A 21,812-nucleotide genomic window follows, 5' to 3' on the forward strand; every position below is an offset into this window, starting at 1 on the left:
TCAGTCGGTGATCACTTTCACCTGGAATCCCAAGGACTGCAGCATTCCGGTGAGCATCACCCGCGTGTTCTCCTCGGCGCGGGTGAGCAGCTCCGACTGCTTCGCCGCCTCCGCCAGCTTGGCCTCCGCGGCGACGTAGAACCGTTGCTGGTCAGGAGGTCCCGCCAGCGCCTGCAGGTCGTTGATCAGGCCGCGTTCCTGGCTGAAGACGTACGAACGGTCGTGGTGCAGGTTCGGTTTGTCCAGCTGTGCCTTCGGCACGCGCAGCTCGACGGTCTTCCCATCCGCCGACACGACCAGCCCGTCGTCCTTCAGCGTCCCCAGGTCCACGAAGGCGTTGACCGACCCGGCCGCGACGAAGAGCGTGCGTTCACCCGCCAGCGCCGCGGGTACCCACTTGACGTCGTTCTCGATGTCCAGCACGACCTGGAACTCGCCGGCCGCGGCGTGGTACTGGCTCAGATCCCGCACCGATTCGAGCATGGCGGGCTGGCTGCGATCGATGGATTCGTCACCGAAGGGCCTGAATTGGCCGAAGACGTACACCGCCGCACCGAGGAGAATGACTACGGCCGCGACCACAGTTCCACGCATCACCCAGCGCCTGTCCACCGCGTTGGAGTACCCGTGAGGTGATGCGCGCACACGGTCCGTATGGGCTAATCGACCCGTGCGGAATCAGTTCCGTGTCCACGTGGTTGGCTTTGGACGAGACGAGAGCGATTGATCAGGAGGCGTGCGGTGGACCCGGAGAACCTGTACGAGGTGGACTCGGAGGTGCCGGACCTGACAGGTGCGGTGCTGCTGCACCACTTCGAGGGCTTCATGGACGCCGGCGCCGCGGGCCGCCTGCTCTCCGAACACCTGCTCGAGACGCTGGAGAGCCGCGTCATCGCGCGTTTCGACGTCGACGGCCTCATCGACTACCGCTCGCGCCGCCCGCTGATGACCTACGCGACCGACCACTGGGAGGACTACGCCGCCCCGGAACTGGTCGTGCACCTGCTCTGGGACAGCGCGGGTCACCCGTTCCTGCTGCTCAAGGGCCCGGAGCCGGACCGCGGCTGGGAGGCGTTCATCCAGGCCGTGCGTTCACTCATCGACCGCTGGGGCGTGCGTCTGACCGTGGGCTTCCACGGCATCCCGATGGGCGTGCCGCACACACGGCCGTTGAACGTCATCGGCCACGCCACCCGCCCTGAGCTGGTCTCGGAGTACCAGCCGTTCTTCAACCGCGTGCAGGTGCCGGGCAACGTCTCCGGACTGCTGGAGTTCCGCCTCGGCCAGGCGGGCCACGACGCGATGGGCTTCGCCGCCCAGGTGCCGCACTACCTGGCGCAGTCTCAGTACCCGACCGCCGCCGTGACCCTGCTCGACGCCCTGGCCCGCGCCACCGGCCTCGCGCTGCCCATCGGCTCGCTGGTCGACGCCGCCCAGGCCGCCGACGCCGAGATCCACCGCCAGGTCGCGGAGTCGGAGGAGGTGGCCCAGGTCGTGGAAGCGCTCGAGCGGCAGTACGACGCGTTCATCCAGACTGTCGGCAACACCGACCTCCCCAGCGCGGACGAACTGGGCGCCGAGTTCGAACGGTTCCTGGCCGAGCAGCAGCGTCCGCCGGACCACCTGTAGGAGCTTGTGATGGCCACCTGGGACGACGTGCACCGGATCGCCACCTCCATGCCTGATGTCACGGAGCGGGTGCGCGAGGGTGTCGTCGACTGGAGGGTCAAGGACAAGCTGTTCGTCTGGGAACGGCCGCTGCGCAAGACCGACCTCTCGGCACTGGGCGCCGCGGCGCCGTCCGGGCCCATCCTGGCGGCCCGCGTGCCCGACCTGGGAGCCAAGGAGGCCCTGCTGGCCTCCGATCGTTCGGTCTACTTCACGACGCCGCACTTCCACGGGTATCCCGCGATCCTGGTGCGGCTGGAGCACATCGAGGTGGGGGAGTTGGAGGAGTTGATCGTGGAGGCATGGCACGCTCGGGCACGGCGCCGGTGACGCTGACGAAGTGGATCCGCGAGGTCGCGGACGAGCCGTTGCTGCTGACAGGTGATCTCCTGGCCCAGGCGGAGGAGAACACCTGGTCGCTGGGCAGGGCCAAGGGGGAGACACCCGTGGCGGCGGAGGTGGTCGCCGCGTTCGAGGAGACCGCGCGACGGCTCGGTGAGCGCGTGACCGCGATGGAGCGGACAGCGACCTTCTACGTCTGGTACGACGCGCAGGCAGGGCACTTGAAGTGTTCGACGAGCTCGGCGAAGAAGGACGCGCTGCCGTTCGGCGCCAAGGTCGATCCGGACGCGACGCTCGCGGCCGTCGTCGGCGGTTACCTCGCCGGCGCCTCGCCGGCAGCGGACGAGGATGTCGTCCTTCCCGTGTGGACCGCCGAGGTCGGGCTCTAGTGGAGTTCCTCTATTACCACCGGGATCGGCCCGGTTCGATGCCGCTGCGCTCGGCCCTGGTCGAAGAGCACTGGTCCTACATGGACGGGTTCTCCCTCATCGCTCGCGGCCCGACGTTCGCGGACGGCGTGCTCACCGGCAGCGTGCACGTCGTCGACGTGCCGGACGCGGCGGCGGCCCGTGCGTTCGCGTTCGAGGAGCCCGTCTACCAGGCCGGTGGCTACCGGGACGTGCTGGTGCGCAGGTGGCGCAACGTGCTCGGGCGCACGATGTGGGATTTCCCCGGCGGCCGCGAGGGTGGCGGCCACCTGGTGCTCGGGTTCGGCTCCGGAGAGCCCGCCGACCTCGTCCCTGCGATCCCGGAGGAGCTGATCGCGTACGGGCCGATGCTGTCCGATGACGGTGCCGCCTGGCTGGGCACGGCGGCGCTGGTCAGGTCGGCCGACCCGGCGGCAGTGCTGACCCTCGACCGGTACGACGCGGTCGAGGTCCACGAGTGGGAGTTCGGCAGCCGACGCTAGTAGAGCGTCGCGGCTATCTCTTGGGATAGCGATGGCGGCAGGTTGCTGATTTTCGATCATGAAGATCGCGCTCTCATGGCTGTCACCTGCGCGGTTGGCGGTAGTTGGGGTGATCAGCAAACGTTTGCGCCGGCAGTTTTCTGCCGCCAGCTCGGCGGCGACGTGCGTGAGCGCGCGACCATCCGGGCTTCGGTAACGACCGACCAGGCCGCCCAGCCCCGTGCGCGACTCAACGCAGCACAGCTAAGCCGCGACGCTCTACTAGTAGCTGACGAACCGGTAGTGCAGGCCGCTGCTCGACTCCAGCCACTCGCCGACGCTGACCGGCTCACGATCCACGGCGGGGGCGAACGTGTCGCCCTCGAACGACTCGCGGATCTCCGTCACCTCGACGCGGTCCGCGAACGGCAGCGTCGCCGCGTACACCGCAGACCCGCCCATCACCCACAGGTCACCGGTGACGTCCGCCAGAGCCTTCTCCAGCGAGGAGAACGTCTCCGCACCCTCCTGGGGAGTGCGCGACAGCACCAGGTTGCGGCGGCCCGGCAGCGGGCGGAAGCGCGGCGGCAACGACTCCCAGGTGCGGCGTCCCATGAGGACGGCCGAACCCGCGGTGATCTTCCGGAAGCGCTTCATGTCCTCGGGGATGCGCCAGGGGATGGCGTTGTCGCGGCCGATCACGCCGTTCGCGGCCTGCGCCCAGATCAGCCCGATCACACCGCCACCGGAGCCTTGATGCCGGGATGCGGGTCGTAGCCCTCGATCGTGAAGTCCTCGTAGGCGTAGTCGAACAGCGAGGCCGCGGGAGCCAACTTCAGCGTGGGGAACTCGCGCGCCTCGCGGCTGAGCTGCAGCTCGACCTGCTCGACGTGGTTGTCGTAGATGTGGCAGTCGCCGCCGGTCCAGATGAAGTCGCCGACGCCGAGACCCGTCTGCGCGGCGATCATGTGCGTCAGCAGCGCGTAGGAGGCGATGTTGAACGGCACGCCGAGGAACAGGTCCGCGCTGCGCTGGTAGAGCTGGCAGGAGAGCTTGCCGTCCGCCACGTAGAACTGGAAGAACGCGTGGCACGGCGGCAGCGCCATGTTCGCGATCTCGCCGACGTTCCACGCGGAGACGATGATCCGGCGCGAGTCCGGGTTCGTCCGCAACGTCTTCAGCACGTCGGCGATCTGGTCGACGTGCCCGCCGTCCGGGGTGGGCCACGAGCGCCACTGCACGCCGTAGACCGGGCCGAGCTCGCCTTCGGGCGACGCCCACTCGTCCCAGATGGACACGCCGTGCTCCTGCAGCCACTTCACGTTGCTGTCGCCGCGCAGGAACCACAGCAGTTCGTAGGCGATCGACTTGAAGTGCACGCGCTTGGTCGTGATCAGCGGGAAGCCCGCGGCGAGCGGGTAGCGCAGCTGGTGGCCGAAGATGGACCGCGTGCCGGTGCCGGTGCGGTCCTCCTTGCGCACGCCCTCTTTCAGGACGTGGCGGAGCAGGTCTTCGTACTGCGTGTCGGGCATGCCCGCACCCTAACTCCAGCGGTTGAACGCCGTCAGCTCCGACACGTCCCGCCGCACGGCCACGGAGAACCTCTCGGCGGGGTGTCCGAGCGGCACCATCGCGGCGATCTCCCACCGGTCGGGCACGCCGAGCAGCTCCAGCGTCTCGGCGTGGTGCACCCTGATGACCGTGGTCAGCGTGGTGCCGAGGCCCAGCGCACGGGCGGCCAGGCAGAAGTTCTGCACGGCCGGGTAGACCGACGCGTGCACCGGCCCGATGTCGATGCCGTCCACCAGCGACGGCAGGCGCGGCATGAGGAAGAACACGATCACCGGCACGGACGCGAGGGTGTCCGCGAGGTGGTTCGCGGACCGGCCGATCCGCAGGCCGACGGCGTCGGTGCGCTCCGGTGCCATCTCGGTGTAGCGGGTGAACGCGCTGCGGTACAGCTTGCCCAGTTCGGTGCGCACATCCGGATCGGTGACGACCAGGTACCGCGTGGGCTGGACGTTGCCGCCGGACGGCGCCTGCTGGGCCGCGCGCAGGCACGTCCACACGTCGTCCTCGGCGACGGGCTCACAGGTGAAGCGGCGGATCGCCCGCGTGGTCATGATCGCTTCGAGGGCGTCCATCAGAACCTCGTCATGTCCGGGCCGAGGCCCAGCTTGAGCATCGAGTACGTCTCCAGCATCCGGCGCGACACCACCGTGTGCTGGGCGGCCACGTGCGCGTCGCGCAGGCAGCGCTGCAGGGCGGACGACTCGAACACCGAGCTGCCGCCGCCCGCCGCGAACGCCTTCTGCGTCACGTCGGTGGCCTCGCCCGCGGCGAACGAGCAGGCCAGCCGCAGTCGTGCCTTCACCGCGTCCGGGGCGGCCTCACCGTTCACCGCGTGGTCCCAGGCCACGCTCAGCGTGTCGTGCAGGAACGCCGTCGCGGACGACAGCCGGGCCTCGATCAGCGCGAGCTCGATCTGCACGCCGGTCTGCTCGGCGAGGCGGGTCGTCGCGTACTGCGGGGTCTTCTCGGCGGCCAGCGCCTCGATCTCGTCGATCGCGCGGCGGGCCACACCCAGGCACACGGACGCGACGCCCGCCGCGAGGAAGCTGAAGTACGGGAACACGGTGATCGGGCCCTCGATGCCGGGCGTGATGCCGATCGGCCGCACCGCGCGCCTGAACGGCAGGAACGCGTCCGTGAGAGAGAACTCGTGCGAACTGCTCGCGCGCAGGCCGGCGGAGTGCCACGTGTCGTGGATCGTCACGTCCGAACGCGGATACACGGCGAGACGGGGACCGACAGGCGTGAAGGTGCCGCCGATGACCCACGACGCATGGGTGACTGCGCTGCCCCAGCCCCAACGGCCGGTCACGCGGTAGCCGCCGTCGGTCTCCACGGCTTTGCCCAACGGCGCCGCGGTGCCCGCGATCAACGCGCGCGGATCGCTGAACACCTCGTCGGCGGCGTCCACCGGCAGGTACCAGGCCAGCGACGACGAGATCGTGGTCGTCATCGCGGTCCAGCCGGTCGAGGCGTCCGAGCGCGACAGCTCCTGGATCTCCCGGCTCCACTCGGGCAGGCCGAGTTCGGCGCCGCCGTAGCGCTTCGGGGCGATCAGGCGGTGCACGCCGTGGTCGATGAGCGCGGCCAGCACCGGTTCGGTGAGGGCGCGCTGCTGCTCGGCCAACGGCGCCTCGGCGCGGATCAGAGCGTGGAGATCCATGCGCGCGATCTTGCTCCAGCGGCTACAGCTTGGCGAGCGCCTCAACGAGTGGCTTCAGCTCAGGAGCGCCGGAAGCTTCATCGAGGGAGTCGGCGAGCACCTGGTCGTGCGTGGGACGGGCGAGCGCGAGCAGTTCGTGGCCCTTGTCGGTGACCTCGGTGTAGATGCCGCGCCGGTCGGTCGGGCAGAGGTAGCGCGCGAGCAGGCCGCGGTCCTCGAGCCGCGTGACCAGGCGAGTCGTGGCCGACTGGCTGAGCACCACGGCGTTGGAGAGCTGGTTCATCCGGAGGTGGAACCCGTCCTGGCGGTTGAGGACGTCCAGAACGGTGTACTCGCTGACCGAGAGGGCGTGTGCCTTCTGCAGCGCTCTCTCGAGGCGGTCCTCGATGCGCGCGTGCAGCGCCGCGAGCGTGCGCCAGCCCTGCGCGCGCGCCTGGACGGCGTCGTCGTCCAGTGACATAGCTCAACCCTTCTCGAATAGACAGCGTGTGCAACTATTGCGTACGCTTGTAATCGTCTTCAGCAAGTCTACCGGGGAGAGACATGGATCTGTCGGGACGCACGGCACTTGTGACGGGCTCCACCGCGGGCATCGGCTTCGCCGCGGCGGAGGGCCTGCTCAAGGCGGGTGCCACCGTCGTCATCACCGGCCGCACCGAGGAGCGGGTGGCCGAGGCCGTCGGCAAGCTCAGCGCCGGCGGTGACGTGCGCGGCGTTGCGGCGGACCTCGCGACCGCCCAGGGCGCGGCCGGCCTGGTCGGCCAGGTGCCGGACGTGGACGTGCTGGTCAACAACCTGGGGATCTACGGCGCGAAGCCGGTCTTCGAGATCGACGACGCCGAGTGGCAGCGCTACTTCGACACCAACATCATGTCCGGTGTCCGGCTGGCCCGGCACTACACGCCGCGCATGGTCGAGCGCGGCTGGGGCCGGGTGATCTTCGTGAGCAGCGAGTCCGGCGTCTTCACGCCGACCGAGATGGTCCACTACGGCATGACGAAGACCGCGCAGATCGCGATCTCGCGCGGCATGGCCCAGGAGGTCAAGGGCACCGGCGTCACCGTGAACTCGGTGCTGCCCGGCCCGACGCTGACGCCCGGTGTCGAGGAGTTCATCCGCGACCGCGTCGGCGAGGGCGGCGAGGCCGAGTTCGTCCGCACCGAACGCCCCACGTTGCTGCTGGGCCGCCTGATCCGCCCCCACGAGGTCGCGAACCTCATCACCTACGTCGCGTCGGACCTGTCGTCCGCGACGACCGGAGCCGCTTTGCGCGTCGACGGTGGCACCGCCCCGACGCTCATTCCGTAAGCACTACCGTGAGGATCTCGCTTTGAACACCGTGAAGCTCAACAACGGCGTCACCATGCCCCAGCTCGGTTTCGGCGTCTGGCAGGTGCCCGACGCGGAGGCCACCCCGGCCGTCGCGGAGGCGCTGAAGGCCGGTTACCGCAGCATCGACACCGCCGCCGCCTACGGCAACGAGGCCGGCACCGGTGCGGCCATCGCCCAGTCGGGCCTGGACCGCGACGACGTCTTCGTCACCACCAAGCTCTGGAACGACGACCACGGCTACGACGCGACGAAGCGCGCGTTCGACGAGTCGCTGCGCAAGCTCGGCCTCGACGTCCTCGACCTCTACCTGATCCACTGGCCGACCCCGGCGCGCGACGACTACGTCGACACCTGGAAGGCGTTCGTCGAGCTGCAGAAGGAGGGACGCGTCCGCGCCGTCGGCGTCTCCAACTTCCAGCCCGAGCACCTGCGGAGGCTGATCGACGAAACCGGTGTCACGCCGGCGGTCAACCAGATCGAGCTGCACCCGTACTTCCAGCAGAGCGAGCTGCGCGCGTTCCACGCCGAGCACGGCATCCAGACCGAGGCCTGGTCCCCGCTCGGCCAGGGCGGCGAGCTGCTCAGCGATCCCGTCGTGCAGAAGATCGCGCTCGCGCACGGCAAGTCGGCCGCGCAGATCGTGCTGCGCTGGCACCTGCAGATCGGCAACGTCGTGATCCCGAAGTCCGTGACGCCGTCCCGGATCCAGGAGAACATCGACGTGTTCGACTTCGAGCTGCCGCAGGCCGAGGTCGAGCTGCTGTCCACTTTGGACCGCGACGGCCGCATCGGCCCGCACCCGGACGAGCTCAACTAGTTCAGGGAAGTACGAAGCCCCGGCCCGCGTCAAGCGGTCCGGGGCTTCGCCGGCAACGGGCCAGGAAGTGCTGTGGCCGCCGACCTTCACCGCGTGTTCCGGCGCTCAGCAGGGCACCTCGCGACACCGGCCCCACACCCCCACATGCCCGATATGAGGGCGTGGGGCCGGCGCCGCGATGCACCCGTCTGACCGTCGAAACACGGGGCAAAGGCCGACGGCCACAGCACTTAGGCCCGCATGACTGTGGCGATCGGGATCCGCGCCGCCCGGATGGCCGGGATGAGCCCGCCGAGCACACCGGCGACGAGACCCGCGATCACGCCGGCGACACCTGCCTCCCAGGGGAAAGTGGTGCCCTGCAGCGACGGGAACCTGCTGCCGAACATCATCAGCGCCACCTGCAACCCGGCGGCACCCGCGCCGATCGCCAGCGCGGCGGTCAGCAGGCCGGTCAGCAACGTCTCCGCGAGCACGATGCCCGCGAGCAGCATCCGCGACATGCCCACCGCGCGGCGCAGAGCGAACTCCTCGACGCGCTCGCCGACCGTGGCCAGGCCGACGTTCAGGATGCCCGCGACACCGATGAGCAGCACCAGGAACGCCATGCCGAGGAAGATCAGTCGCATGATCTTCAGCTCGGACTGCATGCGCTCCTTGGAGTTCACCGTCTGGAAGTGCATCTGGTTCTGCTGCAGGCCCGCGCCGGCGAGCTTCGCCTTGATCAGCTGCTGCAGGTCGTCGGTGCCCGGCTGCAGGTAGAGCTCCAGCTGGGTGCCGCCGCCGCGGAACTTGTCGGCCTCGGTGGTCGCGGCGGCCGACGGCATCCAGGTGCGCAGCTCGTCGAGGCGCATGTACACGCGCGGCTGCATGTTGCCGTCCTGCACGACGCCGATGATCTGCGGTGACACGTGGTGGGTGGCGCCGTCGATCATCATCTCGCCGGGGACGCGGTACTGCTTGAGGCCCTTGGCGGCCTCCTCGTTCAGCACGATCCGCGGCGCCAGCGACGGCGCGGTGCCGAACTCCAGCCAGGTGCCGGAGACGGGGCGGAACGGCTTGAACGGGCGGATGTCGCCGGTCAGCGCGACCATGCTGACCTCGATCGCCTGGCCGGCCGGCTTCTTCTCCTCCTGCTTCTGCTCGGTGCAGGTGCCGTTGGAGTCGCAGTACACCATCGGGCCGGAGTAGTCGCCGCCCCTGCCGACGTACTCGAACGGCATGCCGCCCTCGTTGATCGGCCGCACGCCCGGCTCGCCGATGATCGCGCGAGAGCTGATCATCGCGACCGCGTCGGAGCGCCCTTTCAACGTGGACTCGACGATGCCCGGCGCGCCCTTCTCGCCGGGGACGTAGCCCATGATCGTGCCGTCCTTGCCGGCCTGGAGCTCGACGTCGGTGAGCATCGCGCGTTCGGCGATCTCGGACCCCGCCTGCACGGCCACGACGGCGAGGACGCCGAGGAACAGCGAGACCATCGAGAGGAACGTGCGCAGTTTTCGGGCGCGGATGCCCTGTCCGCCGATGACCAGGGCGGACCGGAACTTGCCGGAAAGCATCAGTTGAACCGCCCGTCGCGCAGCTCCATCACGCGGCCCATCTTGGCGGCGTGGTCGTGGTCGTGCGTGACCAGCACGAGGCCGCAGCCCTGCCTGGTCGTGTTGAGCAGCACCTCGACGACGAGGTTGCCGGTCTCGGTGTCGAGCGCGCCCGTGGGTTCGTCGGCGAGGATGATGCGCGGCTGCCGCACGAGTGCGCGGGCGATCGCCACGCGCTGCTGCTCACCGCCGGAAAGCCTGGTGGGCTTGGACTTCGCGAGGTGCGCGATGCCGACCTGCTCCAGTGCCTCCATCACCTGCTGCTTGCGCTTGCGCCGCGCCGACCAGCCCTGGCCGTTCACCAGTGCCATCGCCACGTTCTGCGCCGCGGTGAGGTGCTTGAGCAGGAAGAAGCGCTGGAACACGAACCCGAACTCCGCGCTGCGCAACGCCGCCGCCCTGCGTTCGGGGAGCTTCGTGATGTCGTTGCCGTGCAGGAAGTACTTGCCCTCGTCGGCGCGGTCGAACAGGCCGATCAGCGACAGCAGCGTCGACTTGCCGGAACCGGAGCGGCCGAGGATCGCCACGCTCTGTCCAGGGTGGACGGTGAAGTCGACACCGGACAGGATGGTGCGCGGTTCCCCTTGCCCCTTCAGGACTTTCGTGATGCCGTTGAGCTGGAGCAGCGGTGCCTGGACCTGCACCGTGGGTTGTTCGAAGGACTGCGTCATCACGGTCCCGTCGGCTTGGTCTGGTCGCCGCCCTGCTGCTGGCCCTCTGGCAGGTTCGGGCCCGGCACGGCGAGCTCCTCGTCACCGGTGAGACCGGACTTGACCTCGATGACCTTGCCGTCGGTCAGGCCCAGCACCACGTCGATGGTGCGGCGCGAGCCGTCGGGCTGGATGACGTCGACCTTGCCCTTGCCCTGCTGACCCGCCACGGCCTCGACCGGAACGACCAGCGCCTGCGCCGACTTGCCCGTGGTGACCTCGATCGACGCGGTGGCGCCGTTGATCATCTGCACGTCCGCCGGCGCCGTGCACACGATGCGCAGGCCGGTGGAGGCACTCGGCTGCTGCGGCTGCTGCTGGGGTTGTTGCGGCTGCTGCTGCGGCTGGTCCTTCTTCTCGTCCTTGGTGTCCGGCGTGACCGGCGGCTTCTCCGGGACGGTGCCCTGCGGCAGCGCGGCGATCGTGCCGAGCACGGCGCACGGGAACGGGCCGGGCCCGTTCTTGATCTGCACCACGACGTCGGTGAGAGCGCCGTTGATCTTGTAAGCCTGCTGGCCGTCGATGTCGCCGACGATCGCGTAGCCGACGTGCTTGGCCGACGCGATCGGCATGCCCGCCGTCACCGTCGCCTTGTCGTCGACGAGCCGGCCGCTGAACGTGGAACCCGCCGGGACCTCCACGTAGTTCGGCTGCTGGTCCTTCCACACCGTCGCGACCCGGATGGGCTTCGTCGGCGTGCCGTTGGGCGCCGGGACGTCGAAGTACCGCACCTGCCCCGCGACCGGCGCGACGAGCCCGAACGTCGGGTTCATCTCGACCTTGCCGGAGATGCTGAGCTTGGTGGTCAGGTCCTGCCTGGTGGGCTTGACCTTGGTCATCGGCGTGCCCCGCGGCGCCAGCTCCGGATTGGTCTGTTCCGGACCTGACGGACTGCACGCCGCCACGGCCACCGTGACCAGCGCGCACAGCGGCGCGAGAACAATTTTGCGCACGAACGTCCCCCATGTCGTTTCGACCAACCTACCGATAAGGACACCTGAAACGTCCTGGAGGTTGCATCGGTCTTTCGGCCGATGCCCATCGACGTTTCGGCCCTGATCGAAACGTCGACGTCCCAGCGCCGGTGGCGTGGGCGGAAAGCGCTTACGTCCGGGCTGATGGCCGTCCGAACGGCGTCAGCGCGGAGGTGCGAAGGCGGCGTCAGCGGCCCAGCGCGGCGGCGTAAGCGGAAAGCGCTTCACGGTCGGGCTGGCCGGTCTTCGCGATGAGCGAGGCCACGTGCTTTTCCACCGTGCGCGGCGAGATGTGCAACCGCGTGCCGATCGCCTTGTTGCCCATTCGGTCAGCCAGCAGCACGAACACCTCGAACTCGCGGACGGTCACGCCGTGCCCGCGCAGCTGTCGCGGCACCTGGTCCGTGCCGCTGCGCCGCTGCTGCACCGGTGCTCCCGCCTGCCGCAACAGGCCCCGGCACGCCGATGCCACCGCCGGGATCGTGGCCTGGTGGAAGTACTCCTCGGCGGAACGCAGCCAGGACACCGGATCGCCCCACCCCGCCGCCTCCTGGGCCACGAGTCGCCGGCCGAGATGACGGGCCAGCGGATACGGTTCCGCGGCCTCCTGGGCGCGCTGGAAGGCTTCCAGGGCCTCGGTGCAACGGTCGTCGCGGCCGAGGAGGACGGCGTGCGCCAGTTCGGTGAACTGGCGGTTCCACCGCATTCCCGAGGCGGACGCCGCCGTCAGCGCGTGGTAGTCCGACCAGCCGAACCGGCCGTCGAGCACGCCGAGCAGCACCCGCATGCCGTGCGTGCCGGACAGGTGGAACGTCGTGGGGTTCTGCGACTCCAGCGCGAGCGCGTGGTCGAGCTCCGTCATCGCCAGCGCGTGGTTCTCCTCCAGCAGCGCGCAGAACGCGCGGGCGAGCCCGAAGCACAACGGGTACTCCTGCGCCCCGTTCTTCGCGACCGCCTCGAACTCGCTGATGGCGTCCTCGGTCTCGGCGCGGTTGCCCCGGTGTCCGGCCAGCACCGCCTTCGTCATCAGCAGGTAGCGGGTGAGCGCGTGGAACCGCAGGCGCGTGGTGGTGCGCAGGCACCGCTCGATCTCCCCGGCGGCCGCGGCGTGGTCGCCGGTCAGCACCGACTGCAGTGCGAGGATCGCGTCCACGTTGTGCGCCACCGTGATCGCGCCCGCCCGGCACGCCTCGGCGTGCGTCCGGCCGAGGGACGCGGTGCTGCCGTGCTGCAGCCATTCGTTGCCCGCCAGCCGGACCAGCGCGTAGACGTGCTGGATCGGCATGTGGTGCGTGCCCGCGAGAGCGAGGGCCTTGCCGAAGCAGGCGTTCGCCTCGTCGATGTCGTGCTCGCGCGCGATGATCCCGAGCAGCTGCCAGGCCTCGCACGCCACCGTCGGCAGTCGTGCCCGGTCCGCCGCCAGTGCCGCCTGCCGGGCGAGGTGCGCGGCGGACGAGATCCGGTCGGCGCTCGGGATGTTCAGCGTGAGGTACGCGGAGTTGACGTCCAGCTGCGCGGCCAGCTCGTCCGGTGCGTCCGGGCCGAGCAACGTCCGCGCGATGCGCACCTGTTCCACGCCTTCGGTGAACCAGCCGGCGAGGTAGGCGACGCGGGACAGTCGCGTGTGGAGCTTCGCGCGCAGCGAGGCGTCCAGCCCGTGGAGGTCGTTGATCTGCAGGGCGAAGGCGCGTTCGAACTCGCCGGTCTCGGCCAACGCCGGCAGCAGCGTGTCGAGGACCTCGGCGCGGACCACGACGTCGTCGGTGAGCAGGCTTTGCGCCCGGTCGAGCAGCGTGACCGCCGACTCCGCCGCCCCGCCCGCCAACGCCCGCCTGCCCGCCTCGGCGAACAGAAGTCCCGCCTGCGTCCGGGATCCGGCGTCGAACCGCAGCTTCGCGACGAGCGGGCACCAGTCGCCGGGCAGGCCGGGATGCAGGTCCTCGACCGCGTCGGCCGTGCGCGACGACAGGTCCACGCGGTCGGCCGGGGTCAGCTGGGCCAGCAACGCGTCCGCGGTGAGCGGGTGCCGGAACGCGTACCAGTCGGGGGCGGGCTCGTCCGGGGTCACCAGTTGCGCGGCCACTCCCGCGTGCAGGTGGCTGAGCAGCTCGCGGTCGTCGATGCCGGTGACCTTCTGCACCAGGGAAAGCGGGAACCGGTGGCCCAGCACCGCCGCGATGGACAGCACCTCACGGCCCTGCGGCCCCAGCCTGTCCGTGCGGTGCGCGACGCTGCGCACGAACGCGGCCGGCACGGGCAGCTTGAGCTCGCCCAGCACCTGCCAGCCGTCCGCTCCGGCCACGAGCAGGCCGCCGCTCACCATGCCGTGCAACAGTTCCTCGATGACGAACGGGTTCCCGGCGCTGTCCGTCCACAAGCGATCGACGAGTTCCGCCGGGACCAGCGCGCTGTCCAGGCAGGCGACCGTCATCTGGCCGACCTCGTCCTGCGAGAGCCGGTGCAGCTCCACCAGCCTGCCGGAGCCGCGTTGCACCATCCTGTGCACGAGTTCCAGCGCGTGGCCGGGTTCGGTGCGGATCGTGGCCAGCAGCAGAACCGGCTGGTCCTCCAGGTTGTCCGCCAGGTACTCCACGACCGCGAGCGTCTCCGCGTCCGCCTCGTGCAGGTCTTCGAGCACGAGCAGGCACGGCGTCTTGCGCGCGACGGACGCGAGCAGCCGCAGCACCGCCTCGGCCAGCACGACGACCGACTCCGTCGTGGACCGGTGGTCGTGCCACTCCGGGATCAGCGTGCCCAGCACCGGTTTGTACGGACCGAGCGCGGAGTCGTCCGGGGGTTCACCTCGGAACAGGCCCAGCAGGGCCTCCGCGATGGGCCGGAACGGCACCATCGGTCCGATCGTCGTGCCGCGCCCTTTGAGCACCCGCATGCCCTCGTCGTACGCCTGGCCCGCCGCGTACCGGGCGAGCCGCGACTTGCCGATTCCCGCCTCACCGGTGAGGAAGACGGCGCCACCGCGGGACTGGCGGGTGCGCGCCAGCGCCCCGGTGACGGCCGTGATCTCGCGATCACGGCCGACCACTTGGGGCGCTCGGGTCTGCATGTCTGGACACTAACGGTCCTGTGCGGTTCGCCGTATCGCCTGCCAGGCGTATTCGTGGCGAAAGTGTCCCTACACGACGCTCACCGTGGTGTCCGAGAGGGCGGGCGTGAGCGCCACGAACGCGCTCGTCGCCATGGTCAGGCCCATCAACGCACGGGCGCGTGCACCCACGGCGGTCTTCGGCGCGAGCTCCATCTCCCCGATCGCGTGCTCGGCCGGTTCGGGCTGGTCGGCCGTGCGGTGCAGGGATTCGTTCATCGGGTGGACTCCTCTGTGTCGGGTGACGCTTGCAGTAGCAGGACTGACGGGATCGCGAACCCGTGCCGCAGCAGGCCGTGGCCGATGCCGGCCAGGCCCGTGAGCAGCCCGGGGGAGGGAACACCGCCCGGCGTGGCGCACCGCGCACCGTGTTCCTCCAGTGCGCCCAGCAACAACGCCACACGGCGGGTCGCGGCGCTGGGGTGGTGGACGGCCAGTGCCTCGACGACGCCCAGTTCACCGTGGCAGAGACTCATGTCCCGCAACGGTTCCCTGGAGGCCAGCAGACCGGCCAGCCGCTCGTCGTCACGGGCGAGCGAGACGCCGGCCAGACCCGTGCACCAGCCGGTGTCGGTCGGGTCGATGGTGTCGCTCTCCAGGAACGTCCGTGCGGCCACATCAGATATCTCGTCACGAACCGTTGCCGCGTAACGCCTCAGCGCCCATCCGATTCCGGCATCGCCGCGCGCGAAACCATCCGCGGGGCAAATGGCGCCACGCAGGGCGGTGGCGTAGCGGTCGGCGAGCGCGAGGGCCTCAGGCGTGCCCACGGACAGCATCGCGGCCAAGGAGCCGGCCACGCCGTCCACGACGGTGAAAGACGAATCTTCCTCGGGCATCAGCCGCACGGCCTGGGTGAGCAGCGCGGGGTCGAGGTCGAGCAGCCGCGTGAGGCGGGCCAGCCCGTGACAAATGCCGCCGAGGCCGTGGATTCCGCCCCCGACCGCCGTGACCAGTTCCGGTTCCGAGGCGAACATCTCCAGCAACGACGGCAACGGCCGCAGCGCGTCGCGCGCGAAGTCGACGTACCGCGCGGCGCCGGTCAGCGCGCCCAGTTCGGCGAGGAACAGCGCCACACCCGTGTAGCCGTTGGTGAGACCGGCGCCGAGCGGCTGCACCGACCAGTGCCGGTCGTCGATCAGTTCGAGCCCGAGCCAGTTGACCCGGTCCTCACCGGTGACGGCGTGCGCCAGGATCTGGTCCGCGATCCCGCACGCGGCGACCAGCAGCCGGGCCGGATCCGGGTCGACCGGCGCGACGTGACCGGGCACCGCGACGCCGCTGTGGTGCGACACCGGCCGCGGCCGCGACGCCAGCAGCGCCGTGATCACCCACTGCTGGTCGTGCCGGTCGACCTCGCTCATCGCCAGGACCTTGCGCGTCACGGCGTGCAGTCCGGGCTCCGGCAGCATCCCCGGCAGCCGGAGCCCGGACGCGGTCCACAGGTCGGTCGACCCCGGCCGGCACGTGAACAGCGGCACGTCACCGCGCCACAGGTCGGACACCTCGAACGGCACCAGCCGGTCGAGCAGCGGATCGTCGGCCACGAGCACACCGAACGCCAGGTCGCGGTCCAGCGCGTCGGCCAGCACGGACGGATGCGTCGACTCGTCCAGCAACCGCGCGTACTGCCGCGTCGCACGCGCCACGAACCGCACTTCCTCGTTGACGCACTTCCGGATGAGCTGCAGCAGCTCGTTCCTGTGCGCCACTATCGCGTCGTAGCCCGCGCGGAACCCGGCCAGCAGCGAGTCCTGGTAGTCGGCGGGTTCGGCGGGGATGCCGCCGAGCAGCGGCCTGTTCGACGCCCCCGGCGCCGTCTTGGGGCGCCTGACCAGCCGCATCCGGTCGGTGCCCGCGTCGGCCCAGTCGACCGCGTTCAACGGCGACAGCACGCCGTGGTCGCCGCCGACCCCGGACACGTCCGCGACCCCGTTGTCGCCCATCAGCACGTGGGGGAGCAGGGCCGTGCGGTGCACCGAACGCACCAGTGCGCGCGTGGCGGGGTCCGCGTCGGGCGGTGTCAGCGTGGGGTGGAACAGCGTCTCGACGTCCACGAGGACCGGCTGGTCGCCGCACGCGATGAGGTTCTCGTAGTGCATGTCGGTGCCGTCGACCGCGTAGAGCAGGGCGAGCAGCGCGCCGAGCCGCTGGTAGAAGTCGGCGACCCCGGCCACGTCCGCGCACGGCTCGTGGGCGATGTGCTCGATCCACCCGTAGCCGTCGCGGGGGAGGAGCTTCGGCGCCCGCAGCTCGATTCCTGTTCGCGTGGAAAGCCACGCGAGCTGCTCGGTGAACCGCGCGTGCAGTCCGAGCGGTCGTGGCCGGTAGACGAGCCGCCGGCCGGACTCGAAGGTCAGGACGGCGACGGTCCGGCCCTGCTGGTGCGCGTCCCCCTGCCCCGTCTCGATGGAGATCAGCGCACCGGGGTCCGCGTTCGCGAAGATCGTCCGGACGATCTTCGCCCGGTCGCGGGTGAACCGCGACGACAGCTCGTGGTGCGTGGACACCGCCTGCTCACAGGCCTGCGCGAGCAACCTGGCCAGCACCGGGTAGCGGTTGAAGACGGACGAGAGGTTCAGCGTGCGCGTGAACTCGGTGAACCTCTCGGCGCTCGTGGGGCTGGTCAGCGTGTCGCGCGCCTCGTGCAGCTCCAGCACGAGCGTGCGCGCCGCGATCGCCACGAGCCGGCGCCCCAGCTGCTCGGCGAAGGCCGCGTCGAACGGAGGCGCGACCTCCGTGCGGGACGCGTCGATCAGCGGGCGCAGGGCGTGGGCGAAAGCCGCTGTCCAGCTCTCACCGGTGCTGGTCTCGGCCGCGGAGGTCACGCGGCCAACCTCGCACGCGCGGGCGGGCGGCACATGGGGACCAATCCCCCAGATTTGCGCGCGGACGTGAATATGGGGGTTCGCCACCCATGTTTCGCCGCCCGATCGCCCCGAGACTCGGAGTCCGAGGAGGGGACGGGCATGAGGGAGTTCGGAGAACTGCTGCGCACGCACCGCATCGGCGCGGGCCTCACCCAGCAACAGCTGGCTGACTTCGCGATGGTGAGCGTGCGGGCCATCCGCGACCTGGAGTGCGGCCGCACCCGCTCACCGCGGGCGGAGACGGTGCGCCTGCTCGCGGACGGGCTGCGGCTCGACGAGGAGAGCCGCGCGGACCTGCAGCAGGCAGGAGGGCGTGCCGCCGGCCGGTCCACGGTGGCGCCACCCGCGCCGGCCGGGCCCGGCGGGCTGATCGTGGGGCGGGAGGCGGAGGCTGCGGCGCTCGCGGCATCGCTGACGGAGGGACGGCCGGGCGCCGGTCACGCGGGGCAACGGCTGGTCACCGTCACCGGGGTCAGCGGCGTCGGCAAGACCCGGCTGGCCCTGGAGGTCGCCGGCGAACTGCACTTCCGGCACGGCTGGTCTGTGCTGTGGCACCCGTCCCAGTCGGTCCCGTCGATCAACGACGAGCAGGACACCGTCCTCGTCACCGACCGCCGCCCCGACCCGTGCCTGCTGGATGCGCATCCGCGGCTGCGGATCGTCGTCACGGCGCTGGCGCCGACCGAGTTGCCCGGCGAGCTGGTGTTCCCGCTGGGCGCGCTGGCCGACGACGCCGCGGTGCGGTTGCTGCTCACGCACGTGCACCGGGTGCGGCCCGCGTTCAGGCCGGAGCCGGCGAACCAGGCCGCGCTCGTGGGCCTCGTCCACGAACTGGACGGGCTGCCGTCGGCGCTGGAGTTCGCGGCCGGGTGGTTCATGGTCTACTCGCCGCAGCACCTGCTCGAACGGCTGCGGTCCAACCCGCTCGACCCCACGTCGGCACACCTGCGCGACTCGCTGCGCCGTTCGCTGTCCACTTTGGACGTCGACGGGCGCGAGCTGCTGGTGCGGATGGCCGAAGGTGAGGATCCGGGGCACAGCCCGTACGTCAGGGACCTGTGCGTGCGCGGGCTCGTTCGTCGCACCGGATCACGGTACGAGGCGCTGAACCTCGTGCGTGCGGCGGTGCTGGAACCGGTGTCAGGGCCGCACCTCGCCGGAGGCGTGGCCCTGACCTGGCCCGTCTAGCGACTCAGAACGCTGCGGTCAGGCACGCAAGGCGGTCACCGGCGGTGCCCGCCTTGCCGTGCTCGGTGCTGGTGTGCGCGGCGTGCACGACGACCGAGTTCGCCTCGCCCTTGCGGAACTCCCACTTCACCGTCGCCGTGCCGGTCGCGGCACCCTGCGCGTCGGTGGTGAAGTCCAGCCAGATCTCGTTCTCGGCGTTGGCGAACTGCGGGTCGACGCTCGGCGACACCGGGTCCTTCGTGTTCTGGTAGTGCGGGCCCGAGTCGGCCGGCTTGGCACCGCACGGCTTGGTGTGCACGTGCGAGCCGTACTTGGTGTTCGGCAGCAGGCCCGACACCTTCAGCTCCACCGTCGTCTGTCCATTCGCGACGAACGAGCCGGTGGAGAGCTTGGCTCCCAGTGGGATTCGCGCGACGTCGTACGTGATGCCTTTCGGCTGGTCACCGGAGGCCGCGGGTGCGGCCACGTCGGTCTCGGCCACCGGCTTGACCGCCGGTGCGGAGGGCGGCGCGGCGGGCGGAGCCCCGCTCGAACAAGCGGCCAGCCCTCCGGCGAGCAGTACGGCACCCACGAGGGTCGCCACAGTCGTGCGCATGTTTCTCCTTGAGTCAGCTGCGTTCCAGGTTCCCATCCCCTCCACGTCCACGATCGGGTGACCGGTTCAGTTCGAGCGAGACGAGCTCCGTGAACGCGTCTCGGTAGGCCGCGCACAGGTGGTAGTCGCCGTGGGTCTCCACTTTGTCCGGTGACCCGTCCGTCTCGTTCGCGCGACGGTCGAGGTCGTTGTCCTCCCAGCCGTGCACCGGGAAGCCGAGGTAGTCGGTGCGTCGCCACAGGTTGATCCAGCTCGGCCCCAGCAACGACGCCAGCCCGCACTCCGGTATCTCGCCGGGCTCCCGGCGCCACGGATCGCACGAGAACATCGCGCCCGCCCGCACCGGCGGCGTGCCCAGCACGGCGGGCCCCAGCAGTTCCGGGAAGATCCGCCCGAAGTAGGGCCGCAACTGCACGCCGTACGTCAGCAGCTGGACCCGTTGCAGATACCCGGCGGGCAACGCGTACAACGCCGCCACGGCCAGCACCGCGCCCAGACTGTGCGCGGACAGCACCACGCGATGATCGGGCGACTCGTCCAGGAACTCACGCGAACGATCGGCGATCTCCGGCACCGCGCGCTCGGCGTAGCAGGGCGGCGCGAACGGGTGGGCGGTGCGCGGCAGGAAGCACATCAGGTCCCACAGCAGCCCGAGCGGCCGCCGGTTCGTCAGCATCCCGGCGCCGACGAACGACCCGATCACCGCGACCCCGGCGAGCCCGGTCACCCAGTCGCCCTTGCCCACCACCCACGTGACGGCGGACGACTGACCCCAGTCCGGCGAGGCGAACGTCAGGTAGCAGGTCAGCAGCAACGCGAGCACGCCCAGCACCGACAGCACCCCGGCCACGTTCTCGGCCCGGTGCGTCACCGCGACCACGTGCCGCGCCCGCACGACGAGCGCCTCGCCCTCTCCGTCCAGCACCGCGGGCGTGATCAACCGGGACAGCAACACGAAGGCCTGCAGGAGAACCAGCAACACCAGCGGGACCAGCGCCACGGCGAACGCCGCGCTGAACCACGAGTAGAACACCGGTGCCCGCAGGCCGGTGCCGACCCAGCCGCGGAACGTCAGCACCAGCACCGTCGCCATCATCACCGACGACACGAGCGACAACCCCAGCAGCACACCGGGTCCGGCGCCGCGCCAGGCCTGCCACTCGTCACCGGCACGCGGCCGTGCCCGCCACGCCAGCACCCCGCCGAACACGGCGGCACCGATCCAGGCGAGTGAGACCCAGTGCGTGGCGACCATGCAGGCCACGAACAGCACGAGCAGGACCAGCGGTCCCTTGGCGTCGTTGCGCCGCCAGGACCACGCCGCCAGCACCGACCCCAGCAGCGCGACGGTCACCGCCGGCGGTCCCCACGTCGTCAGCCACAACGGCCTGTCGAACGCCGGCGCGATCGCGTACAGCCCGAACCCGTGCGCCACCAGCACGATCACGGACGAGATCATCAGCAGCCACGACCACAGGCCGCCCTGCTCGGTCGACGGCACGTCCGGGCAGTCGGTGGCCGTCACCACCACCCGCGCCATCACCACGGCCAGGACTGCGGCGGCGAGCACGGACAGCACCAGGAAGAACACGTGCTGCCACACCTGCGTGCTCGTCGCCAGCACCACCACGCAACACCCGGCCGAGAGGTGCAGCCGCGTGAGCCGGCGGATCCGCGGGCTGCCCTTCCACATCGACGCCCGGCTCAGCATCACGCCTTCCCGCCGCTGCGGTGTGCGCACGGACGTCATCTCGTACCTGCTGCGCGACAACGAGGTCAGCGCCAGCAACCCGAGCAGCAGCAACACCGGCACGGCGGACGCGGCCAGCACCCGGACGTGGCGGGCGGGATCACCCAGCACGTCCAGGAAGTCCGGCAGCCGCTTGCACGTGGTGCCCGGCAGCGAACACTGGACCGCGTAGACGTCGATCGCCACCTCGCACACCGCGAGCACCAGCAGCACCGTCAGCCCCAGCCCGAACAGCCGCGTCGAGGCCGCTCCGCGCCCGGCGTTCCACCACACCATCCGCCGCGCCGGGGGAACCGAGTCGTCGGGCAACTTCCGGGACCAGTACGCGACGTTCGCCAGCCCGAACGGCAGCAGCAGCGCCCACCCGACGCGCCCCAGCGCGTTCGCGAGCACCGACGGCACCCCGCTGCCCGGCACACCGGGGCTGCTGCGCGCCATGCCGCCCCACGAGTACGCCTCGCGCCGCACGCCGGCGGGCACCTGTCCGGGGTGATCCGGTGGGACGTCGGCGAGCCTGTCCGGTCGCGGGCGCCAGAAGCTGCCGAACCGATCGCCGCGGAACTGCTCGACGGCGTGGTCGGGAAGAGCCAGCATCGCGTCCGGGGGCGTGTTGTTGACCCCGTGGATGCGCAGTTCCAGGACGGGTGAAGTCATCGCCGGCCTCCCCTTTACTCCAGTTGTCGTCAACGAAACTGCTCCAGTTAGCGGCCGAACGGGTGAAAAAGGTGTATCCAGGCGCCC

At 70.4% G+C, this 21,812-nt stretch carries 21 protein-coding genes; 7 read left to right on the plus strand and 14 right to left on the minus strand.

The features are described from left to right. The gene (locus tag SK571_RS05295; protein ID WP_319982894.1) at positions 1 to 471 is read right to left on the minus strand and encodes a DUF4230 domain-containing protein; all 471 of its coding nucleotides are present in this window, start codon (positions 469 to 471) and stop codon (positions 1 to 3) included. A gap of 270 nt (positions 472 to 741) precedes the next feature. Here SK571_RS05295 and SK571_RS05300 point away from each other — a divergent pair, with 270 nt between their 5' ends. The 4 genes from SK571_RS05300 to SK571_RS05315 are packed head-to-tail and all read left to right on the plus strand — an operon-like array spanning position 742 to position 2,920. Next, a complete protein-coding gene (locus SK571_RS05300; protein ID WP_319982895.1) occupies positions 742 to 1,629 on the plus strand; it encodes a proteasome assembly chaperone family protein in 888 nt (295 codons plus the stop codon). A gap of 9 nt (positions 1,630 to 1,638) precedes the next feature. Then, a complete protein-coding gene (locus tag SK571_RS05305) occupies positions 1,639 to 1,998 on the plus strand; it encodes an MmcQ/YjbR family DNA-binding protein (RefSeq protein ID WP_189156933.1) in 360 nt (119 codons plus the stop codon). Then, the gene (locus SK571_RS05310) at positions 1,971 to 2,399 is read left to right on the plus strand and encodes a hypothetical protein (protein WP_319982896.1); all 429 of its coding nucleotides are present in this window, start codon (positions 1,971 to 1,973) and stop codon (positions 2,397 to 2,399) included. Before SK571_RS05305 ends, SK571_RS05310 begins: the two co-directional genes overlap by 28 nt. Further along, positions 2,399 to 2,920: a YciI family protein gene (locus tag SK571_RS05315; RefSeq protein ID WP_319982897.1), complete on the plus strand. Its 522-nt coding sequence runs from the start codon at positions 2,399 to 2,401 to the stop codon at positions 2,918 to 2,920. Before SK571_RS05310 ends, SK571_RS05315 begins: the two co-directional genes overlap by 1 nt. Positions 2,921 to 3,181: 261 nt before the next feature. Here SK571_RS05315 and SK571_RS05320 read toward each other — a convergent pair whose 3' ends face one another. Genes SK571_RS05320 through SK571_RS05340 form a run of 5 tightly spaced genes read right to left on the minus strand, consistent with a single transcriptional unit; the run spans position 3,182 to position 6,594 of the window. After that, positions 3,182 to 3,637, minus strand: a complete 456-nt coding sequence (locus tag SK571_RS05320) for a dihydrofolate reductase (RefSeq protein ID WP_319982898.1) — start codon at positions 3,635 to 3,637, stop codon at positions 3,182 to 3,184. Further along, complete coding sequence (locus tag SK571_RS05325) at positions 3,634 to 4,431, minus strand: thymidylate synthase (RefSeq protein ID WP_319982899.1); 798 nt, start codon at positions 4,429 to 4,431, stop codon at positions 3,634 to 3,636. The genes SK571_RS05320 and SK571_RS05325 overlap by 4 nt, the downstream gene beginning before the upstream one ends. A gap of 9 nt (positions 4,432 to 4,440) precedes the next feature. Then, on the minus strand, positions 4,441 to 5,043 hold the full coding sequence (locus tag SK571_RS05330; RefSeq protein WP_319982900.1) for a nitroreductase family protein: 603 nt from the start codon (positions 5,041 to 5,043) through the stop codon (positions 4,441 to 4,443). Then, a complete protein-coding gene (locus tag SK571_RS05335) occupies positions 5,043 to 6,134 on the minus strand; it encodes an acyl-CoA dehydrogenase family protein (protein WP_319982901.1) in 1,092 nt (363 codons plus the stop codon). Before SK571_RS05335 ends, SK571_RS05330 begins: the two co-directional genes overlap by 1 nt. Positions 6,135 to 6,156: 22 nt before the next feature. Continuing rightward, positions 6,157 to 6,594, minus strand: a complete 438-nt coding sequence (locus SK571_RS05340; RefSeq protein ID WP_319982902.1) for a MarR family winged helix-turn-helix transcriptional regulator — start codon at positions 6,592 to 6,594, stop codon at positions 6,157 to 6,159. Between the two features lie 83 nt (positions 6,595 to 6,677). On the opposite strand from SK571_RS05340, the gene SK571_RS05345 reads away from it, so the two are divergent. Together SK571_RS05345 and SK571_RS05350 are read left to right on the plus strand one after the other, a co-directional pair. After that, the gene (locus SK571_RS05345; protein WP_319982903.1) at positions 6,678 to 7,442 is read left to right on the plus strand and encodes an SDR family NAD(P)-dependent oxidoreductase; all 765 of its coding nucleotides are present in this window, start codon (positions 6,678 to 6,680) and stop codon (positions 7,440 to 7,442) included. Positions 7,443 to 7,497: 55 nt separating this feature from the next. Then, on the plus strand, positions 7,498 to 8,283 hold the full coding sequence (locus SK571_RS05350; RefSeq protein ID WP_319983156.1) for an aldo/keto reductase: 786 nt from the start codon (positions 7,498 to 7,500) through the stop codon (positions 8,281 to 8,283). A gap of 230 nt (positions 8,284 to 8,513) precedes the next feature. Here SK571_RS05350 and SK571_RS05355 read toward each other — a convergent pair whose 3' ends face one another. The 6 genes from SK571_RS05355 to SK571_RS05380 form a co-directional block, all read right to left on the minus strand. After that, positions 8,514 to 9,842, minus strand: a complete 1,329-nt coding sequence (locus tag SK571_RS05355) for an ABC transporter permease (RefSeq protein ID WP_319982904.1) — start codon at positions 9,840 to 9,842, stop codon at positions 8,514 to 8,516. After that, positions 9,842 to 10,552 (minus strand): ABC transporter ATP-binding protein, encoded by a 711-nt coding sequence (locus SK571_RS05360; RefSeq protein ID WP_319982905.1) that lies wholly within the window; start codon positions 10,550 to 10,552, stop codon positions 9,842 to 9,844. The genes SK571_RS05355 and SK571_RS05360 overlap by 1 nt, the downstream gene beginning before the upstream one ends. Further along, the gene (locus tag SK571_RS05365; RefSeq protein WP_319982906.1) at positions 10,552 to 11,544 is read right to left on the minus strand and encodes an efflux RND transporter periplasmic adaptor subunit; all 993 of its coding nucleotides are present in this window, start codon (positions 11,542 to 11,544) and stop codon (positions 10,552 to 10,554) included. The genes SK571_RS05360 and SK571_RS05365 overlap by 1 nt, the downstream gene beginning before the upstream one ends. Positions 11,545 to 11,752: 208 nt before the next feature. Next, entirely contained in the window at positions 11,753 to 14,629 is a 2,877-nt protein-coding gene (locus SK571_RS05370; RefSeq protein ID WP_319982907.1) for an AAA family ATPase, read from the minus strand. 69 nt (positions 14,630 to 14,698) lie between these two features. Beyond that, the gene (locus SK571_RS05375) at positions 14,699 to 14,887 is read right to left on the minus strand and encodes a hypothetical protein (protein ID WP_319982908.1); all 189 of its coding nucleotides are present in this window, start codon (positions 14,885 to 14,887) and stop codon (positions 14,699 to 14,701) included. Beyond that, entirely contained in the window at positions 14,884 to 17,496 is a 2,613-nt protein-coding gene (locus SK571_RS05380) for a type 2 lanthipeptide synthetase LanM family protein (RefSeq protein ID WP_319982909.1), read from the minus strand. Before SK571_RS05380 ends, SK571_RS05375 begins: the two co-directional genes overlap by 4 nt. A 141-nt stretch (positions 17,497 to 17,637) precedes the next feature. Between SK571_RS05380 and SK571_RS05385 the strand changes: the two genes are divergently transcribed. Beyond that, positions 17,638 to 18,726: a helix-turn-helix domain-containing protein gene (locus SK571_RS05385; protein WP_319982910.1), complete on the plus strand. Its 1,089-nt coding sequence runs from the start codon at positions 17,638 to 17,640 to the stop codon at positions 18,724 to 18,726. Positions 18,727 to 18,730: 4 nt separating this feature from the next. On the opposite strand, the gene SK571_RS05390 is transcribed toward SK571_RS05385, so the two are convergent. Further along, positions 18,731 to 19,321 (minus strand): superoxide dismutase family protein, encoded by a 591-nt coding sequence (locus SK571_RS05390; RefSeq protein ID WP_319982911.1) that lies wholly within the window; start codon positions 19,319 to 19,321, stop codon positions 18,731 to 18,733. 13 nt (positions 19,322 to 19,334) lie between these two features. Next, complete coding sequence (locus tag SK571_RS05395) at positions 19,335 to 21,725, minus strand: hypothetical protein (RefSeq protein ID WP_319982912.1); 2,391 nt, start codon at positions 21,723 to 21,725, stop codon at positions 19,335 to 19,337. Between the last annotated feature and the right edge of the window lie 87 nt (positions 21,726 to 21,812).

This window comes from Lentzea kristufekii (assembly GCF_033949925.1).
GTDB lineage: Bacteria > Actinomycetota > Actinomycetes > Mycobacteriales > Pseudonocardiaceae > Lentzea > Lentzea kristufekii.

What these genes read in the sequence shown, in the direction of transcription:
- SK571_RS05305 (WP_189156933.1), top strand. Translation starts at nt 1,639, where the DNA reads ATGGCCACCTGGGACGACGTGCACCGGATCGCCACCTCCATGCCTGAT.
- SK571_RS05310 (WP_319982896.1), top strand. Translation starts at nt 1,971, where the DNA reads ATGGCACGCTCGGGCACGGCGCCGGTGACGCTGACGAAGTGGATCCGC.
- SK571_RS05325 (WP_319982899.1), bottom strand. Translation starts at nt 4,431, where the DNA reads ATGCCCGACACGCAGTACGAAGACCTGCTCCGCCACGTCCTGAAAGAG.
- SK571_RS05330 (WP_319982900.1), bottom strand. Translation starts at nt 5,043, where the DNA reads ATGGACGCCCTCGAAGCGATCATGACCACGCGGGCGATCCGCCGCTTC.
- SK571_RS05335 (WP_319982901.1), bottom strand. Translation starts at nt 6,134, where the DNA reads ATGGATCTCCACGCTCTGATCCGCGCCGAGGCGCCGTTGGCCGAGCAG.
- SK571_RS05340 (WP_319982902.1), bottom strand. Translation starts at nt 6,594, where the DNA reads ATGTCACTGGACGACGACGCCGTCCAGGCGCGCGCGCAGGGCTGGCGC.
- SK571_RS05345 (WP_319982903.1), top strand. Translation starts at nt 6,678, where the DNA reads ATGGATCTGTCGGGACGCACGGCACTTGTGACGGGCTCCACCGCGGGC.
- SK571_RS05350 (WP_319983156.1), top strand. Translation starts at nt 7,498, where the DNA reads ATGCCCCAGCTCGGTTTCGGCGTCTGGCAGGTGCCCGACGCGGAGGCC.
- SK571_RS05355 (WP_319982904.1), bottom strand. Translation starts at nt 9,842, where the DNA reads ATGCTTTCCGGCAAGTTCCGGTCCGCCCTGGTCATCGGCGGACAGGGC.
- SK571_RS05360 (WP_319982905.1), bottom strand. Translation starts at nt 10,552, where the DNA reads ATGACGCAGTCCTTCGAACAACCCACGGTGCAGGTCCAGGCACCGCTG.
- SK571_RS05370 (WP_319982907.1), bottom strand. Translation starts at nt 14,629, where the DNA reads ATGCAGACCCGAGCGCCCCAAGTGGTCGGCCGTGATCGCGAGATCACG.
- SK571_RS05375 (WP_319982908.1), bottom strand. Translation starts at nt 14,887, where the DNA reads ATGAACGAATCCCTGCACCGCACGGCCGACCAGCCCGAACCGGCCGAG.
- SK571_RS05385 (WP_319982910.1), top strand. Translation starts at nt 17,638, where the DNA reads ATGAGGGAGTTCGGAGAACTGCTGCGCACGCACCGCATCGGCGCGGGC.
- SK571_RS05390 (WP_319982911.1), bottom strand. Translation starts at nt 19,321, where the DNA reads ATGCGCACGACTGTGGCGACCCTCGTGGGTGCCGTACTGCTCGCCGGA.
- SK571_RS05395 (WP_319982912.1), bottom strand. Translation starts at nt 21,725, where the DNA reads ATGACTTCACCCGTCCTGGAACTGCGCATCCACGGGGTCAACAACACG.